Below are 16,209 nucleotides of genomic sequence, written 5' to 3'. Positions count from 1 at the left end.
CTCATGGATGAAAGAATCCGTGCTGCCGCACTGGAATACCATGCCTTGCCCCGCCCCGGAAAAATTGCCGTGGTGCCGACGAAGGCGCTTACCAATCAGCGGGATCTGTCCCTGGCGTATTCGCCGGGGGTTGCGGCTGCGTGTGACGCCATCGTTGATGATCCGGCGACAGCCAGCTTGTACACCGCACGTGCCAATCTGATCGGTGTCGTTACCAATGGCACTGCTGTGCTTGGACTTGGCGCGATCGGCCCCTTGGCGGCCAAGCCGGTGATGGAAGGCAAGGGCGTGCTGTTCAAGAAGTTTGCGGGCATTGATGTATTCGACATCGAGATTGCCGAGCGTGACCCGGACAAGTTGGTGGACATCATTGCTTCGCTGGAACCGACCTTTGGCGGGATCAACCTTGAAGATATCAAGGCGCCAGAGTGCTTCTATATCGAGCGCAAGCTGCGCGAGCGCATGAAGATCCCGGTCTTCCATGATGACCAGCATGGCACGGCCATCGTGGTGGGGGCGGCCATCCTCAATGGCCTGCATCTTTTGGGCAAGCCGCTGGACCAGATCAAGCTGGTAACTTCCGGCGCCGGAGCAGCTGCACTGGCCTGTCTGGACCTGCTGGTGATGTTGGGCATCCCGGTCCGGAATATCTGGGTGACTGATATCAAGGGCGTGGTCTATGAAGGCCGCACCGAAGAAATGGATCCGATCAAGTCTGTGTATGCCAAGTCCACCGGCATGCGGACCCTGACCGAGGTTATCGAGGGGGCGGATGTGTTTTTGGGGCTTTCCGCCGCCGGCGTGCTCAAGCCGGAAATGGTGGTGAAGATGGCGGTGAATCCGCTGATCTTGGCTCTGGCCAATCCGGTGCCGGAAATCATGCCGGACGAGGTCAAGGCGGTGCGCCCCGATGCCATCGTGGCAACCGGCCGCTCCGACCATCCCAATCAGGTCAACAACGTTCTGTGTTTTCCCTTTATCTTCCGCGGCGCGCTGGATGTGGGGGCGACTACGATCAGTGACGAGATGCAGCTGGCTGCCGTGCGAGCGATTGCTGAATTGGCGCGGGCCGAGCAGTCCGACGTGGTCGTAGCGGCTTACGGGGAGCAGGTCGCGGGTTTTGGGCGTGAGTACATCATTCCGCGTCCCTTTGATCCGCGTCTGATCGTGCGGATTGCTCCTGCGGTCGCCAAGGCTGCCATGGATTCCGGTGTGGCCACGCGGCCGATCGAGGACTGGGACGCCTATCGTCAGCAGCTGAATAATTTCGTGTGGCATTCGGGGTTGGTGATGAAGCCGGTGTTCTCCGCTGCCAAGCGTGAGCCGCGCCGTATCATCTTTGCTGAAGGTGAGTCCGAGCGCGTGCTGCGCGCGGTGCAGACGGTAGTGGATGAAGGGATCGCACAGCCGATCCTGATTGGGCGGCCAGATGTGATCAGCATGTACATCGAGCGCTTTGGGCTGCGCATCCGCCCTGGGGTGGATTTTGAGCTGGTGAATCAGGACTCCGATCCGCGCTATCGCGAATTGTGGTCGCACTATCATCAGCTCATGGAACGACGCGGGGTTTCCGTTGAATACGCCAAGCGCGAGGTGCGCCGACGCTCGACCCTGATTGGTGCCTTGATGCTCAAGTTTGGTTGGGCCGATGGAATGATCTGTGGCACCTATGGTCTGCACAACCACCACCTGCGGTTCATCGAGAGCGTGGTGGGGCGACGACCTGGCGTGAACCACTTTTACGCCATGAATCTTCTTGCCCTGCCAGGGCGCACGATCGCTTTGTGCGACACCTACGTCAATTACGATCCGAGTGCCGAGCAGGTTTTCGAAATGACGTGCCTGGCAGCTGAGGAATTGCAGCGTTTTGGCATCACGCCGCGTGTTGCACTCCTATCGCATTCGAGTTTCGGTACGGATGACACGCCAACCGCGCGCAAGATGCGTGAAGCGCTTACGCTGCTGCATGAGCGGCGCCCTGATATCGAAGCTGAGGGCGAGATGCATGGAGATGCAGCGCTGGACGCCTGCATCCGACAGCAGATTTTCCCGAATGCGCGCATGCGGGATGATGCCAACCTGTTGGTATTCCCGACTCTGGATGCGGCCAACATTGCCTTCAATCTGATCAAGACGACGTCTGGTGATGGCATGACGGTTGGTCCTATTTTGCTCGGCGCGGCGCGCCCGGTGCATATCCTCACACCGACGGCGACGGTACGCCGGATCGTTAACATGACCGCCCTGACTGTGGTCGATGCTGCGCAGATTGAACGTCGCGGCTGATCGCTGGTCTTCTTTCCGGATGGCTTGACGCAATTCGGTCGCCATCCGGACAAAACCCGTATACTTCCGCCTGCCTCGGACTGGGGCAGGTTTTTTTTTGCAAGCGGTCCAAAAGCTGCGAAATTACTTCAAGAAATTCGCCTATCTCTTTAATTTTCAAGAATCATTGCTAGAATCAGCAATGATTCAGTAGTCTGGAGTTGCCCCGATGCGCGTCAGCCAAATCCTGCTTGGCCTCATGAGTGCGGTCTTTCTCGTTGTGACGCCGCTTTCTGCAGAGGCTGCCAGCAAGAAGCCGGTTGCCAAAACAAGTACTAAAGCGCCTGCCTCCAGCAAGCTCACCAAACCGGTGGCCAAGAAAGTGAAGCTGGCACCAAGCAGCGTGCGCAGCAAGCAATTCAAGCCGGTACTGGAGAACGATTTCGACAAGGAAGGCAACCCGCTGATCCGCTCGTCCGCTTTCTTTGTGCAGGACGTGAATACTGGCGAGGTACTGCTCGAGCGCAACGCTTCGGCACCGCAGCCGATCGCTTCGATCACCAAGCTGATGACGGCCATGGTGGTCCTGGATGCCCACCAGAATCTCTCTGAAATCATCGAAGTGAGCGACGACGATGTTGATCGGCTCAAGGGCACCAGCTCGCGCTTGGCTGTAGGCACGCAGTTGAGCCGGGAAGACATGCTGCGTCTGGCCCTGATGGCGTCCGAAAACCGTGCGGCCTCCTCCCTGGCGCGCAGCTACCCGGGCGGGATGAATGCCTTTCTGGAGGCGGTCGCGGTCAAGATCAGCCTCATGGGCCTGCATGACACACGGATTTTCGATGGCACTGGCCTGAACAAGAACAACGTCTCCTCTGCGCGTGATCTGGCAACTTTGGTCGCGAATGCCTCGCGCTATCCGCTGATCCGTGAGTTTTCGACTGCCTCCGAGCATACGGTGGCACTGAAGGGCGGACGCTCGCACACCTTTCACAGCACGAACTCGCTGGTGAAGAGTCCGGACTGGCAGATCGACGTGCAGAAAACCGGTTATATCAGCGAGTCTGGCAAGTGTCTGGTGATGCAGGCCTGGATGGGCAACAAGCCGTTGGCCATCGTGCTGCTGGACTCCTGGGGGCGCTATACCCGGGTGGGTGATGCACAGCGCATCCGCAAGTGGCTGGAGACTATGGCCATGCATCGCAGCCAGCCCGTAGCCAGCGCCGGGCATCCGGGTCTTTCACACAGCAACTGATTGCTGGCAGAAAAACATAAAGGCCGCATGGATCTGATCCATGCGGCCTTTGTTTTTTTGTGCGTCGTGTTTGTGGGATGGCTTAGCCGAAGCGGCGACGCTCCGGGGTACGACGGGCAAGCTGCCACAGGGCGACCAGTGCAACAAGCGTGAAATTCAGCAGGGCCCATTCAGCGATTGTCAGGCCCAGAAAGGGATCGGCTTTGCTGCAGTCGCCCGTGCCTTGGAAAATCATCGGGAAGGCGTCGCCGAGCGGAAAGGAATTGAGCAGATAGGCCAGATCGGGGCCACAAACCGTTTCGGCCGGAGGATTGCGTTGCAGCATGATCTGGCGGACTGACACGCTGGCGCCGGCAATTGCGCTGGCTGCGATCAGGAAAGCGTAGAGGCGACGCCCCGCACCTGGGGCGTTGTGGATGACGGCAATGAGGGCAATCGCGGCGCAAGCGACGAAGGCATAGCGTTGCATGATGCACATTGGGCAGGGCTCGTAGCCACCAAAGTGCTGCAGGATCAGACCGAAACCGATCAGGCCGGCACACCAAGCAAAGATTGCGGAGAAAACAAGGCGCAGCGGGTAACGGGTGTACATGGCGAGCGACTGGAAGTTAACGGGCCGGTTTCCGGCGGAGGCTGGATTCTAGCCCGGATTGCGTGTGTGGGCTTGCCGCAGGTGCGGGAGTGAGACGCAAAAGACGGGCTGCCGAGAATCGGCAACCCGTACCACATTGAACGGGCCTAGTTGTGCTTGGTGTCTTGCAGCCGACTTACCGCATCGCGCACGTTCTGGGTGTCGAATTCCGCTCCGGAATCGCCTAGCAGTGTGCGAATTTCCTTGCATCTGGTTGTGGCCGGAACCTGTTGTTCGGAGAAGCCAAGTTCTCGGTAAAGCTTGCCGAGTTCCACGCCGTAGGTTTTTGCAATCTCTTCCAGCGTCATGTAGCCGCGGATGGCTTGCGCATCGAGTCGTCCTTCGCTGGTAACGGCAGCGCTGATCGAAGCTGGTTGGGTACGCCAGTAGCCTGCGAATTGTGCCGTAGCGATCATGCCCAGGAAGATGACCAGTCCGGCCCAGCCGATGACAGCCGGGCGGATCTGTTTGCCGGCGATTGCGGGCAGCAGGAAGGTTTGACCCTCATGCTCGGTGCCGCGCTTGCCGGTGGGGCAGGTGGTGGTGCAGGTGAGACAACCGATGCATTCTGCCGAGCGCACGGCCGGCGCCGCCATGATGGGGATCGTGACCGGACAGGTTTTCTCGCACTTGTTGCAGGCGAGACAGCTTTTGCCATTGCGCTTGATGCTGAACAGGCCCAGCTTGCTGACGATGCCGAGAAAGGCGCCGAGCGGGCACAGGTAGCGGCAGAAAACGCGATCAACAAAGAGGCTGATCAGCAGGGACGCAAAGAGGATGCTGCTGCCGACCGCAAACTCGCTCCACATTTCGTTCCAACCCGCGAAGCCGTGGGCGTAGGCGGCCCAGGGGTCATAGGGGCGGATGATCAGGCTGCCTGTCTTCCAGGTGAAGACCAGTGCCCAGGCCAGCACGACGTATTTCAACCAGCGCAGGGGCTTGTCGAGCATGGCGGGAACGCTGAGCTGGACTTTGCGGAACAGTTTCTGTCCGATCTTGCGGGCCAGCTCCTGGAGGGTGCCGAGCGGGCAGATCCAGCCGCAGAAATAGCGCCCGAGTACGAGGGCCAGCGCGATGGTGCCGGCCAGCAGCACAAAGTCAGAGGTATTCAGGCGCTGGATGAATTCGCCGCTGCTGACGAATTTGAACAGAGCTTCGAGCCCGCCGAAAGGGCACAGGGCATCGACGGATGCCGCGCCTTCCGGACCACCGCCCAGTTTCTGATGACGCCAGGCTGCAAAACTGGCGAAGGCCAGAAAACCGAGCTGGGCGATGAGGCGTGCGGGCTGCACCCAGGGACTGTGCTGATAGTGTTTTTTCATGATTCAACTCCCCCGATGGTATGTGGATCGGTCTCTGCTGGAGTTGCGGGTGCGCGGGCAGCTTCCGGGCTGGGGGCTGCCCGTGATGAGGCTCAGCGGCGCGGGCCGCGGCCGGCAGCTTGCTCTTCGGCCGAGAGCTTGCCGTCCTTGTTGGTGTCGAGCGTGTCGAAGCGGTTCAGGGCCTGGGTGGTGAGGTACTTCTCGGCTTCAGCGCGGGTGATGACGCCGTCTTTGTCGGTGTCGGCGTTGAGCAGCATGCCGCCCTGAGATCCTTGCCCACGGTAGCTTGCCTTGTGCATACCGCCGCGAGCCCCCATGCCACCCTGTGCGCCGGAGCTTCGGGCATTGTTGCGGAAGGTCTGGAATTCTTCGGTGGTGATCTTGCCGTCCTGATTGGTGTCCAGCACGGCGAAACGCTCACCGAGCCCTGGCATGCCCTTGCTGGCTTCGTCTTTGCTCAGCGCGCCGTCCTTGTCGGTATCGGCGGCCTGGAAGCGTTCAAGGGCGCGGCCTTGCATGGTGGCCGGCTGCATGACTCCGCGGCCGGGGCCTGTCTGGGCAATGGCGCCTGCACTGGCAAAAACAGCGGCGATCAGGCTGGTCAGCGTGAGCAGATTGCGGGTGGTGGTTTTCATGGTGACACTCCTCTTTGGATGATTGAGTGGGCGGAGCGTCTGCTCCGTCCGCACTTGCATCCTAGGCCGGGGTGTCGTGCGAGATGTTTCGCAGCGGAAAGCGTGTGTAAGCGGATGTAACAAGGGCCGCCTTCCGGTCACCGGTGGCGGCCCTCAGAAGCTGTTCCCGATCTGACTGCGAGGCCGCTCACTGATCACTGAGAGGGCTCATGCGTTGCTCGGAATCCTCATTGATCAACATAAATTCCGGTTCCTGTGCTGCTCTTCATCCTGCTGACGGCCTCTCGCTACAGATCGTGAACAGCTTCTCAGAACTCTCGCAGAAGGCGGATCAGCCGGGTTCGCGGGTGATCAGGGTGGCGATGGCCGTGTGGCGTGAAGCGATATCGGTCGAGATGCTTTCTTCAAACATCATCATCGACAGGCCGAACACATGAGTGAAGGTCAGTAGCGCCCGGGTATAGGCTTCTTCGGCGCTGAAGCCTGCCAGTTCGAAGAGGCGGGTGGAGTTGCGCAGGCGGGCCTGATCCACGGCTTCCACGGCGGCGGCGACCAACGCGTCGCGACGGGCCCAGTCCCGAATGGCCAGTTCCATGCGCATGCGGACCTGATTGGGCTGGGTCGCGTACTGGTTGATGACCGCGTGAATCTGCTCACGGGCCTGCTGTGGTGCGATGCTGGCCTGGGCTTCCACTTCGGCGATGCGCAAGTCGCGCCAATGTGCAGCGACGGCATTGAGGAGCGCCTGCCGGTCCTTGAAGTGCCAGTAAAAACTGCCCTTGGTCACATTCAGGCGGCGCGCCAGCACTTCCACACGCAAGCCTTCGAGGCCATCTTCAGCCAGTACTGAGAGGGCGAAGTTGATCCAGGCGTCACGATCGAGTGGCTGACGGGGCTGAGCGGAGCCGGTGGCTGGCGATTTCGTTGTGTTCATGTGGGCGATGCGGTGTTGGGCTGGGTGGCGTCGTATTATCCGGCCTTGGCGTAATTGGACAAGTCGCACCGCAAGGTGCTGACCTGATCGTTCGAGCTTTGCGGGAGTTGGCAGCGTGAAAATCCTGGTTCCGGTGAAACGGGTCGTGGACCATCAGCTCAGGGTGCGGGTGAGGCCCGATGGCAGTGGCCTCGAAACGGAAGGCCTCAAAAGAGTCATCAATGCTTTTGACGAAATAGCCCTTGAAGAGGCGGTGCGTTTGCGCGAAGCGGGGCTGGCAAGCGAGGTGCTGGTGGCAAGTTGTGGCCCGGCTGCCTGCCAGGAGAATCTGCGCAACGCACTGGCGTTGGGGGCGGATCGTGCCGTATTGCTTGAGACTGACGAGTGCCTCCAGCCGCTTGGCGTGGCGAAATTGCTCAAGGCTCTGGCCTTGCGTGAGGCGCCGGATCTGGTGCTGATGGGCAAACAGGCGACGGATGATGATGCGGGCCAGGTCGGTCCGATGCTGGCGGCGATGCTGGGCTGGCCGCAGGCCTGCTTCGCTTCCAAGCTGGTGCTGGGTAAGGCTGCGCTGCAAGTCAGCTGCGAGGTGGAAGGCGGACTGGAAGTGCTGGAGCTGAGCTTGCCGGCACTGGTGACTGCGGACCTGCGCCTCAATGAGCCGCGTTTCGTGAGCCTGATGAATCTCATGCAGGCCCGCAAGAAGCCGGTGGAGGTCTTGCCTGCAAGCGGCCTGGGCGTGGACTTCAGTCCGCGCCTGAAGACCCTGAATTACGCGGAGCCGCCGGTGCGTGCGGCCGGTCGGCAGGTGGCGAGCGCTGGCGAGATGGCACACGCCCTGCGTGCGCGCCTCGCGGCAGAGGGAGCCGAGGTATGAAGATTCTGGTCCTGGCTGAACATGACAACATTCGCCTCAAACCGCTGACCGCGCGCCTTTTGGGGGCTGCGCAGCAGTTGGGGGCGGCTGCGGATCTATTGGTGATTGGCGCCGCATGCCAAGCCGTTGCCGAGCAGGGCGCCCTGCTGGCCGGGGTTGCGCGGGTGCGTCAGCTCGATGCACCGCACTATGCGCACTTCTCAGTTGAAAACCTGGCCATGGTGTTGGCCCAACTAGCAGGCAGTTATACCCATGTGCTGTTGCCGGCGACGCCCTTTGGTAAGGCCTTGGCGCCACGGGTAGCGGCGATGCTGGATGTGGCGCCGGTGTCAGGCGTGACGGCGATTGTCGCGGGGGACTGCTTTGTGCGTCCGACGCATGCCGGCAATGTGCTCGAAACGGTGTTGTGTCCGGAACCGGTCAAGGTACTGACCCTGCGTCCCGCTGCTTTTGCGGCGACAGGCCGGCAGCTGCCGGCGGTGATCGAGAGTCTGGCGCCCGGGCCGGAAATGGGCGTGAGCCGGCAGGTGGCGCAGCAGCGGACGAACAGCGCGCGGCCGGAACTGGCGACGGCGCGGGTGGTGGTGGCCGGTGGGCGTGGTCTGGGCAGTGCAGATGCCTTTCGTGATCTGCTTGAGCCTCTGGCCGATTGCCTCGGTGCTGCGCTGGCGGCAACGCGTGCGGCGGTGGATGCGAACTACGCGTCGAATGATCTGCAAGTCGGGCAGACCGGTTGTGCCGTAGCACCAGAGCTCTACATTGCGGTCGGCATTTCTGGCGCACAGCAGCATCTGGCGGGTATGCGCGATGCGAAATGGATTGTCGCGATCAACACCGATCCGGAGGCGCCGATCTTCAAGGTGGCCGATCTGGCACTGGTGGGGGATGCTCACGAAATTGTGCCGCAGCTGATTGCAGCACTACGCGGATGACGGTGTTCGTGTTTGACAGTGAGGCCGCCAGCCTTGCCGTCTGCGCTGATCCGGCGGCGGCCCTGCAGGGGCGTGCCGTGGCGGCTTTGCGGGCGCAGCGCTGGTTGTTCTTTGGTGCGGATGGCGCGCCTTTACGGGTCGATTGTCTTGCTGACGGGACGAGCCAGCTGCGCCCATGGGCATCCTGTGCGTCCTGCCGACTGGTTCAGGTGCTGCCGTGGGTGGAGCATTTTGAGGCTACACCGGAGTGGCCGGATCTGCAGCGTGTGCGCGAGAGCCTGGGGGAGTGAGGCGGGTGGGCTGGCTCAACGCCGGTCCATCATCTTGCGCACAAGCATTCAGCCTGCGGGTTGGTAGCGGGCCAGTGCGGTGTGCAACTGCTGCTCATCGATCGGCTTGGTGAGGAAGTCGTTCATCCCGGCGGCGAGGTAGTCGTCACGGTCTTCCACGCTGGCGTTGGCGGTCAGTGCGATGATCGGAATCTGCGGCTGGCGTACCGGATGCTCGGGCAGGCCGCCGGCACGAATTGCGCGCGTGGCTTCCGGGCCATCCATTTCGGGCATGCGCCCATCCATCAAGACCAGATCAAATTCTTCGCGGGCCAGGGTGCGGACGGCTTCGAGCCCATTTTCGGCGAACACCGGGCGATGCCCCATTTCTTCGAGCAGGGCGCGCAGGATCAGACGGTTGGTGCTGGAGTCCTCGGCACAGAGAATGCGCAAGGCATGCCGGGCCGCAGGCAGCGGCATGCTTGCGGTGGCCTGATCCATGCCTTGCTGTGGCAGGGTGAGGGGCAGGGTGAAGCGGAAAGTGCTGCCCTCCTGCTCGCGGCTTTCTACGCCGATGCTGCCGCCCATTGCTTCGACGAGCTGGCGGCAGATCGCCAGGCCGAGGCCGGTGCCACCGAATTTGCGCGAGGTGGAGGCATCGGCTTGCTGGAATTTATGGAACAGGCGGCCCAGCGCTTCAGGCGGGATGCCCAGTCCGGTGTCCTTTACGGCGAAGAGCAGGCTGGCTTGTCCGTCCGCCTCCTGATCGCAGTCGACCTGGACCGAGATCTTGCCTTGCTGGGTGAACTTGATCGCGTTGCCGATCAGGTTGGTGAGTACCTGACGGATGCGTACCGGGTCGCCGATGATCCAGCGCGGCACCCGTGGCCCCATGTCGAGGGTGAAGCGCAGTCCCTTGTTCTGCGCATTGTGGCGCATGATCTGCACGGTGTCGTCGAGAAGCCGGTGAAGATCCAGGGAAACACTTTCGATCTTCAGCTCCCCGGCTTCGATCTTCGAGAAATCGAGGATGTCGTTGATGATGCCGAGGAGCGATTCGGCGCTTGACAGGCCGGTGGCGACGAAATCCCGTACCGGGCCGGTGAGTTGCTTGTCACGCATGGCCAGCCGCAGTGTGCCGATCACGCCGGAGATCGGGGTGCGGATCTCGTGACTCATGTTGGCGAGGAACAGGGACTTGGCTGCGCTGGCGCGCTCGGCCTCTTCCTTGGCCTGCTGCCAGCGGGCTTCAGTCTCGCGCAGGGATGTGATATCCGAGAGCACGCCGATGCGCACCGGCTCACCGTCCGCACCCTTGCCGAGCGTGTCCAGCAGCACGTAGTGGTGCAGGCTGCCGCCCTGTGGGCGCAGGCTCAGCGGGCGCTGCAGGATCTGCAGTTCCTGGCTAGCGTCGGCCATGTCCGGCACCGGAGGCAGGCCGAATGCCCGTGGCTGCTGGCCGATCAGGGCCACTGGATCACGTTCGAACATGCGTCCCAGGGCGCGGTTGACCATCACGAAGCTGCCGTTTGCGTCCTCTACAAAAAGCGGAGTAGGCAGGGCATCAAACACTTCCTGGAGGAAGGCCAGCAACTGCGTCTGGCTCTGGAGTGCGATCTGCAGTGCGGCTTCGGCGGTGCGCCAGGGCGTGATGTCGAAATTGGTACCGACGATCACTGCCTGTCCATCCACGCCGGCGCAGGAAGTTTTCGCAATCATGCGGAAGGCTTCCTTGCCGGTATAGGGATGGGTGATGTGTTCTTCCTTGTGAATCTGGAGGGTGCCTTCCAGTACCTGGCGATCTTCCTCACGGACCAGACTGACGTACTCCGCCCCGGCCCCCAGCTCGGCCGGCCCACAGCCGATCAGCTCGGCTGCGCTGCGGCCGGAGTCCTTGGCCATGGCCGTATTGACCAGCAGATAGCGGCTGTCGGCATCCTTCACGTACACCGGTTGCGGAATCACGTCGATCAGGCGCTGAGTGAATTCCCGGGTGCGCTGCAGGAGCGCCTGTTCGCGTTCCACCGCCGCCTGCAGGGCGCGTTCGGCGAGCTTCCACTTGGTGATGTAAAAATGCGCGCCGAGTACCAGTACCTTGCCGTCAGCATTCTCCAGACGACGCTTGCGCACGATCCGGAAGCATTCCTCACCCCGTGCGTTGGTCGTGTGCTGTTCCTTGTCGATCTCGCCGCCGGCCAGCACCTGATCATCTTCTTTGGCGGCCAGAGCGGCCGAGCTGGGGTCGCTGGCGAGATCGTAGGAGGTCAGGCCCAGCAATTCCTCGCGTGGCCGGCCACGCTCCTCTGCGAAAGCCTCATTCACCATTACAAAGTGGCGCTGCTCATCCTTGAGGTAGACCGGATCAGGAATCACGTCGATGAGGCGCTGGATGAAGGCCTGGATGCGTCGGCGACGGGCTTTTTCCTCTTCCAGCGCCTGCTCGCTGCTGCGCCAGCGAGTGATATTGATATTGGCACCGACGATGACGGGCTGGCCGTCGAACCAGTCGATCCGCTCCTTATTGACGAGTTGGTGGCGCTCCTCTCCGGTGACAGGATGCGGGCCGTGCTCGTCCTTGAAGATTTTCTGCCCGGCAAGGATCAAGCCGTCTTCGGCGCGCACCATGGCGCCGTACTCGGTGCCGAAAACTTCCTCTGGGGTGCGGCCGATCACCTGTTCGCGCTCCAGTCGGTTGGAACGCAGGAAAGCGCGGTTTATCAGCAGGTAACGGCTCTGCCCATCCTTGATGTAGAAGGGTTCGGGCAGTACGTCGAGCAGGTTCTGGATAAGCGCTTCGAGATTGGCAGGCGGTGCTGCGCTGCGTGGGGGCATGGAGGCGAGACTGCCGGTGAGGCAGCCCGCCAGCGCCAGGATGGCCAGGCCAAACCCGTCCTGCCCGAGAGACCATGCCAGCAGCACGCCCAGCAGCGTGCCGAGAGCGGGAAGGGCAGGTCGGAATAGATCTGGTTTCACAGGGCGGGCCACCAGCAGGGGAGGATCCTCTCCGGCTAACGGCCAGCTACGGCCGCTACTTGATGGCGGACGGGAGGATTGCCCGCAGGTGCGCCGTCGATGGCGGGATCAAGCCTTCTTGCGGCCCTTGCGGTTTTCGCAGTCGGTTTTGGTGCATTCGGCGTAGAGATACATGGCATGTTCGCGCACCTTGAATCCCTTTTCGATCGCGATGGCGTTCTGACGCGCCTCGATTTCCGGATCGAAGAACTCCTCGATGCGGCCGCAGTCCATGCACACGATGTGATCGTGATGGTCGCCCTTGTTGAGCTCGAACACGGCCTTGCCGGTTTCAAAGTGATGGCGTTGCAGCAGACCAGCTTGCTCGAACTGGGTTAGCACACGGTAGATGGTGGCCAGGCCAACATCCATTTCTTCAGCCAGCAAAAGGCGATAGACGTCTTCGGCGGAGAGATGGCGCTCGCTGGTTCGCTGGAACAGGTCGAGGATCTTCAGGCGCGGCAAGGTTGTCTTGAGCCCTGACTCCTTGAGGCTATGGGGTGGCGGCATCGCGGTCTCCGGTCAGTAAGGCCCGTATGATATAGTCCGGGCGGTGTTCTTGGAATCTTCCGGGGCCGGGCCGATGGCCGGGCCCCGTCCCTGTCGATGTCACGAGAGTTTGTCCGAATGATCCTGCGTAGCGGCTTCCTGACCCTTGCTGTCTGCCTGCTGGCAGCCTGTTCCTTCAAGCCGTACCGGATCGATGTACGTCAGGGCAATGCCATCACTCAGGAGATGGTGGCGCGCCTCACGCCCGGCATGAGCCGCGAACAGGTGCGCCTTGTGATGGGCTCGCCGATGCTGGTGGATGTCTTCCACGCAGATCGCTGGGACTATGTTTACCAGTTCTCCAGTGGCTACAAGACGCCCGAGCGCCGCAAGCTGACCGTCTTCTTCGAAGGTGACAAGCTCGCGCGCCTCGATGGCGATGTGGTGCCCGCTTCTGGTGAGATGCCGGTGCTACCGGTTACGCCGCGCATGATCGACATCACTGGCCCGGCGCCCGCCGCCAAACCCTGATTTCAATCGCGGCCGCAAATCCTGCGGCCAGCCGCTTTCCCGAGGATCGAACATGACTGTGAAGGTCGCCATTGCCGGGGCTTCCGGCCGTATGGGGCGCATGCTCATTGAAGCCGCCCAGCAGATGCCCGAAGTGCAGTTTGTGGCGGCGCTTGATCGCGCCGACAGCCCTTTCATTGGTCGCGACGCCGGTGAGCTGGTTGGCAACGCCTGTGGCGTTCCGGTCACCAGCGACATCGAGGCGGCACTGACGCTGGCTGATTGCCTGATCGATTTCACCCGCCCCGAAGGTACGCTGGAACACTTGAAGATCGCTCGCCGCGTGAAATGCGCGGTGGTGATCGGCACGACCGGCTTCAAGCCGGAAGAGAAGGCCCAGATCGGTGAAGCAGCCACTGAAATTCCGGTGACTTTTGCGTCCAACATGTCGGTGGGCGTGAATGTCGTGTTCAAGCTGCTTGATGTCGCGGCGCGGCTGCTGGAAACGGGCTATGACGTTGAGGTCTTCGAGGCTCACCATCGTTTCAAGGTCGATGCCCCCTCCGGTACCGCGCTCAGCATGGGAGAAGTGGTGGCCCAGGCGCTTGGGCGTGACCTCAAGGAATGTGCCGTGTATGGCCGTGAAGGTGTGACTGGTGAGCGCAAGCCCGAGACCATCGGTTTTGCCACGGTACGCGGCGGCGATGTAATCGGTGATCACACCGTGATGTTTTGTGGTCTGGGCGAGCGCGTCGAGATTTCGCACAAGGCCAGCAGTCGCATGCCTTACGCCACCGGCGCCCTGCGTGCTGCGGCTTTCCTGCAAGGCAAGGGCAGTGGCCTGTACGATATGCAGGATGTGCTGGGCCTGAAGTAGTCAGGCACTTCAGCCAGATCAAAGGCCGGGCTTGCCCGGCCTTTTGTTTGCCTGCCTCAAGGGCGGAGGGCTACCTGCCGTAAACCAAGGGAGTCGTTCACCCTTTCCGGAGCAGGCATGGCCCGCCGTCAGCACGAAGAAGAGCATGAGAATCACGAGCGCTGGCTGGTGTCCTACGCGGACTTCATCACCTTGCTGTTCGCCTTTTTCGTCGTGATGTATGCAATCAGCTCGGTGAATGAGGGCAAGTACCGGGTCTTGTCCAGCTCCATGGTGCAGGCTTTTCGCAGCGCGACCAACGAGCAGGCTGCAGCCATCGTGGCGCCGCCGCAGGCGACGGGCACGCCGATCATGCCTGTAGTGACCCGGCAGAGCCGCTCGGATACGCAGACCGAAGCGCGGCGTACCGAGTATCGGCAGAAGATGCGCAGCATGGCCGAGGAGGTCAAACGGGTGCTGGAGCCCTTGGTGCGCGGTGGTCAGGTGCGGGTCACCGAGGGAGTGAATGGCATTGCCATTGAAATCAATGCCAGCGCCCTCTTTAACCCGGCAGAGGCTCAGTTGGGGCCCGAAGCCGTGCGCGCTTTGCGTGCCGTAGCCGAAGTGATTGCCGTGGGCAGTTTTCCGATCAAGGTCGAAGGGCATACCGACAACCTCCCGATCTCTACTGCGCTATTCCCTTCCAATTGGGAGCTGTCGGCGGTGCGTGCTTCGTCCGTGGTGCGCCTGTTTGTGGCTTCCGGCGTCAGTGCTGAACGCATGACGGCGGCAGGCTATGGCGATCAGAGGCCCGTGGCAGACAATTCCACCCCGGAGGGGCGGGCCCGCAATCGGCGAGTAACCATCCAGATTGAATCGATGGCGCCCGAAGTGGCTGAAGCACCGGTGACCACGACAGAAGTGCTCGGCGCGCCGCGGCAGCCCGAAGGTGTGCGCCAGGTGCCGGATGCGGATGGAGCGCTGGGAACGCCGGAGAACATACGTCTGGTGCCGGGCGGGAAGGCTCCATGAATGCGCTTGGCTCAGAGGCCCGCTGGAATCTGTAAAACGACATAAAAAAAGCAGGCGTTGCTGATACGGATCTCGCAAAAATGGCAGGCCGCTTCGCCTTCGGATGGATGCCCTCTGCCGAAAAATGTCGGTGTGTGGCTGAAGCTATTACTGTAGAGGCGCTCGGTCAGTGCTCGAGCAGATCTGTGCAGCAATCTTTGATGCGGCCGGTGTTCAGGCAAGAGCGCGTACGTTGATCAGCAGACGTGCCGTTCAGGTGGGGCTGAGCGGTGCCGGGCGAGATGGCCCGGGACTTAGTAGCTACCCAGCAGGCGTGAGCCAGGGCGGGTGCGGGCGGCACCGTCCGGCCCATAGACTGTGGGCTGGTCGGAGTGCGCCATAAGAATGGCAAGGGCTTGATGATTGTGGGCGAGGCGCTCGGTGAGCAAGGCACCATTGGCCTGATTCAGGGCACGGGCCTCGGCGACAGCCTTCAGGTAGTTGTTCCAGACCGGATTGGCTGGATCGCCAAGCAGACTTTCCACGCCGCTCTTGTCATGCTTCAGCGCAGCCTGGCCGAGCAGGCTGGTGCGGGCGTCTGCGCTTTGCTGGAGCAGGCGGGCGTAGCGGTTCTTGTGTTCCGAGAGGGCAAACAATGGCTCGACGTCGCGCTCGCCCAGGATCTTTCTTTCCTGTTCGAGAACGGCGACGAAATCCCGTACCTGCTGGGTTTCAGCAATCAGCAGGGCGAGCAGGCGCTGGCGCAGCGCGCTATGGTCGGCAGCTGGGCTCACGCGCTACGGGGTTGGGCGGCGAGCATCTGGCGCACGCTGTCGAGCAGACCATCGGCGACCTTGTCCGGATTGACCTTGAACTGCCCTTGAGCAATGGCGCTCTTGATCTCGTCGACTTTGCCGCTATCGACAACCGGTGTTTCGGCAATGGCTTGCTCCAGCTTTTGCAGATTGCTGGCAAGGTTGGAAAGTTGCACCTGCGACGGGCTGGCCGAAGCGGAGCTGGTGGAGGATTCGCGGGTAGATCGGGGTTTTGAGGTGCTGACCGATCCTGGCGAAGTGACTGAATTCTCGATTTTCACGGCGTTTCCCTTCGGCTCGAGGCATGTGCGGTGCACTGGCAGGGCACGCAAGCCACTGATTTTTTAACAGGCATTCGTGATGCCATGACTGCCTTATCGGGCCTCTGGGGAAAAA

The 16,209-nt window shown here is 61.6% G+C and carries 16 protein-coding genes; 8 read left to right on the top strand and 8 right to left on the bottom strand.

The features are described 5' to 3' along the window. Window positions 1–3: 3 nt before the first annotated feature. Both HJ583_RS11010 and HJ583_RS11005 read left to right on the top strand, forming a co-directional pair. Window positions 4–2,286 carry an NADP-dependent malic enzyme gene (locus tag HJ583_RS11010; protein WP_170021933.1) on the top strand — a complete coding sequence of 761 codons (2,283 nt, stop codon included), beginning with the start codon at window positions 4–6 and terminating at the stop codon, window positions 2,284–2,286. 208 nt (window positions 2,287–2,494) lie between these two features. Beyond that, the gene (locus HJ583_RS11005; protein WP_170021932.1) at window positions 2,495–3,520 is read left to right on the top strand and encodes a serine hydrolase; all 1,026 of its coding nucleotides are present in this window, start codon (window positions 2,495–2,497) and stop codon (window positions 3,518–3,520) included. A gap of 82 nt (window positions 3,521–3,602) precedes the next feature. Here the strand turns inward: HJ583_RS11005 and HJ583_RS11000 are convergent, their stop codons facing one another. The 4 genes from HJ583_RS11000 to HJ583_RS10985 form a co-directional block, all read right to left on the bottom strand. After that, on the bottom strand, window positions 3,603–4,112 hold the full coding sequence (locus HJ583_RS11000) for a disulfide bond formation protein B (protein WP_170021931.1): 510 nt from the start codon (window positions 4,110–4,112) through the stop codon (window positions 3,603–3,605). A 146-nt stretch (window positions 4,113–4,258) separates the two neighbouring features. Continuing rightward, on the bottom strand, window positions 4,259–5,473 hold the full coding sequence (locus HJ583_RS10995; RefSeq protein WP_170021930.1) for a 4Fe-4S binding protein: 1,215 nt from the start codon (window positions 5,471–5,473) through the stop codon (window positions 4,259–4,261). A gap of 92 nt (window positions 5,474–5,565) precedes the next feature. Beyond that, window positions 5,566–6,108 carry an EF-hand domain-containing protein gene (locus HJ583_RS10990; protein ID WP_170021929.1) on the bottom strand — a complete coding sequence of 181 codons (543 nt, stop codon included), beginning with the start codon at window positions 6,106–6,108 and terminating at the stop codon, window positions 5,566–5,568. 331 nt (window positions 6,109–6,439) lie between these two features. Beyond that, complete coding sequence (locus tag HJ583_RS10985; RefSeq protein WP_170021928.1) at window positions 6,440–7,042, bottom strand: TetR/AcrR family transcriptional regulator; 603 nt, start codon at window positions 7,040–7,042, stop codon at window positions 6,440–6,442. A gap of 115 nt (window positions 7,043–7,157) precedes the next feature. On the opposite strand from HJ583_RS10985, the gene HJ583_RS10980 reads away from it, so the two are divergent. From HJ583_RS10980 to HJ583_RS10970, 3 genes are read left to right on the top strand one after another with little or no spacing between them, the layout of a single operon-like run. Beyond that, on the top strand, window positions 7,158–7,919 hold the full coding sequence (locus HJ583_RS10980) for an electron transfer flavoprotein subunit beta/FixA family protein (RefSeq protein ID WP_170021927.1): 762 nt from the start codon (window positions 7,158–7,160) through the stop codon (window positions 7,917–7,919). Further along, on the top strand, window positions 7,916–8,851 hold the full coding sequence (locus HJ583_RS10975) for an electron transfer flavoprotein subunit alpha/FixB family protein (RefSeq protein WP_170021926.1): 936 nt from the start codon (window positions 7,916–7,918) through the stop codon (window positions 8,849–8,851). Before HJ583_RS10980 ends, HJ583_RS10975 begins: the two co-directional genes overlap by 4 nt. A gap of 8 nt (window positions 8,852–8,859) precedes the next feature. Further along, on the top strand, window positions 8,860–9,141 hold the full coding sequence (locus HJ583_RS10970) for a hypothetical protein (RefSeq protein WP_170021925.1): 282 nt from the start codon (window positions 8,860–8,862) through the stop codon (window positions 9,139–9,141). A 48-nt stretch (window positions 9,142–9,189) separates the two neighbouring features. Here HJ583_RS10970 and HJ583_RS10965 read toward each other — a convergent pair whose 3' ends face one another. Then, window positions 9,190–12,105 carry a PAS domain-containing protein gene (locus HJ583_RS10965; RefSeq protein WP_170021924.1) on the bottom strand — a complete coding sequence of 972 codons (2,916 nt, stop codon included), beginning with the start codon at window positions 12,103–12,105 and terminating at the stop codon, window positions 9,190–9,192. 96 nt (window positions 12,106–12,201) lie between these two features. Further along, the gene (gene fur / locus HJ583_RS10960) at window positions 12,202–12,642 is read right to left on the bottom strand and encodes a ferric iron uptake transcriptional regulator (protein WP_101942304.1); all 441 of its coding nucleotides are present in this window, start codon (window positions 12,640–12,642) and stop codon (window positions 12,202–12,204) included. A 117-nt stretch (window positions 12,643–12,759) separates the two neighbouring features. Between fur and HJ583_RS10955 the strand changes: the two genes are divergently transcribed. The 3 genes from HJ583_RS10955 to motD all read left to right on the top strand — a co-directional run bounded on the left by HJ583_RS10955 (window position 12,760) and on the right by motD (window position 15,019). Continuing rightward, a complete protein-coding gene (locus HJ583_RS10955; RefSeq protein ID WP_170021923.1) occupies window positions 12,760–13,152 on the top strand; it encodes an outer membrane protein assembly factor BamE in 393 nt (130 codons plus the stop codon). Window positions 13,153–13,204: 52 nt separating this feature from the next. After that, complete coding sequence (dapB, locus tag HJ583_RS10950; protein ID WP_101942306.1) at window positions 13,205–14,008, top strand: 4-hydroxy-tetrahydrodipicolinate reductase; 804 nt, start codon at window positions 13,205–13,207, stop codon at window positions 14,006–14,008. Window positions 14,009–14,125: 117 nt separating this feature from the next. Beyond that, a complete protein-coding gene (gene motD, locus HJ583_RS10945; RefSeq protein WP_170021922.1) occupies window positions 14,126–15,019 on the top strand; it encodes a flagellar motor protein MotD in 894 nt (297 codons plus the stop codon). 293 nt (window positions 15,020–15,312) lie between these two features. On the opposite strand, the gene HJ583_RS10940 is transcribed toward motD, so the two are convergent. Together HJ583_RS10940 and flgM are read right to left on the bottom strand one after the other, a co-directional pair. Then, entirely contained in the window at window positions 15,313–15,792 is a 480-nt protein-coding gene (locus HJ583_RS10940) for a flagella synthesis protein FlgN (protein WP_170021921.1), read from the bottom strand. After that, the gene (flgM, locus tag HJ583_RS10935; RefSeq protein WP_170021920.1) at window positions 15,789–16,094 is read right to left on the bottom strand and encodes a flagellar biosynthesis anti-sigma factor FlgM; all 306 of its coding nucleotides are present in this window, start codon (window positions 16,092–16,094) and stop codon (window positions 15,789–15,791) included. Before flgM ends, HJ583_RS10940 begins: the two co-directional genes overlap by 4 nt. Window positions 16,095–16,209: the final 115 nt, after the last annotated feature.

The sequence above is a fragment of the Uliginosibacterium aquaticum genome, assembly GCF_012972705.2.
Lineage (GTDB): Bacteria > Pseudomonadota > Gammaproteobacteria > Burkholderiales > Rhodocyclaceae > Uliginosibacterium > Uliginosibacterium aquaticum.
This window is presented reverse-complemented; position numbering and strand designations above follow the sequence as displayed.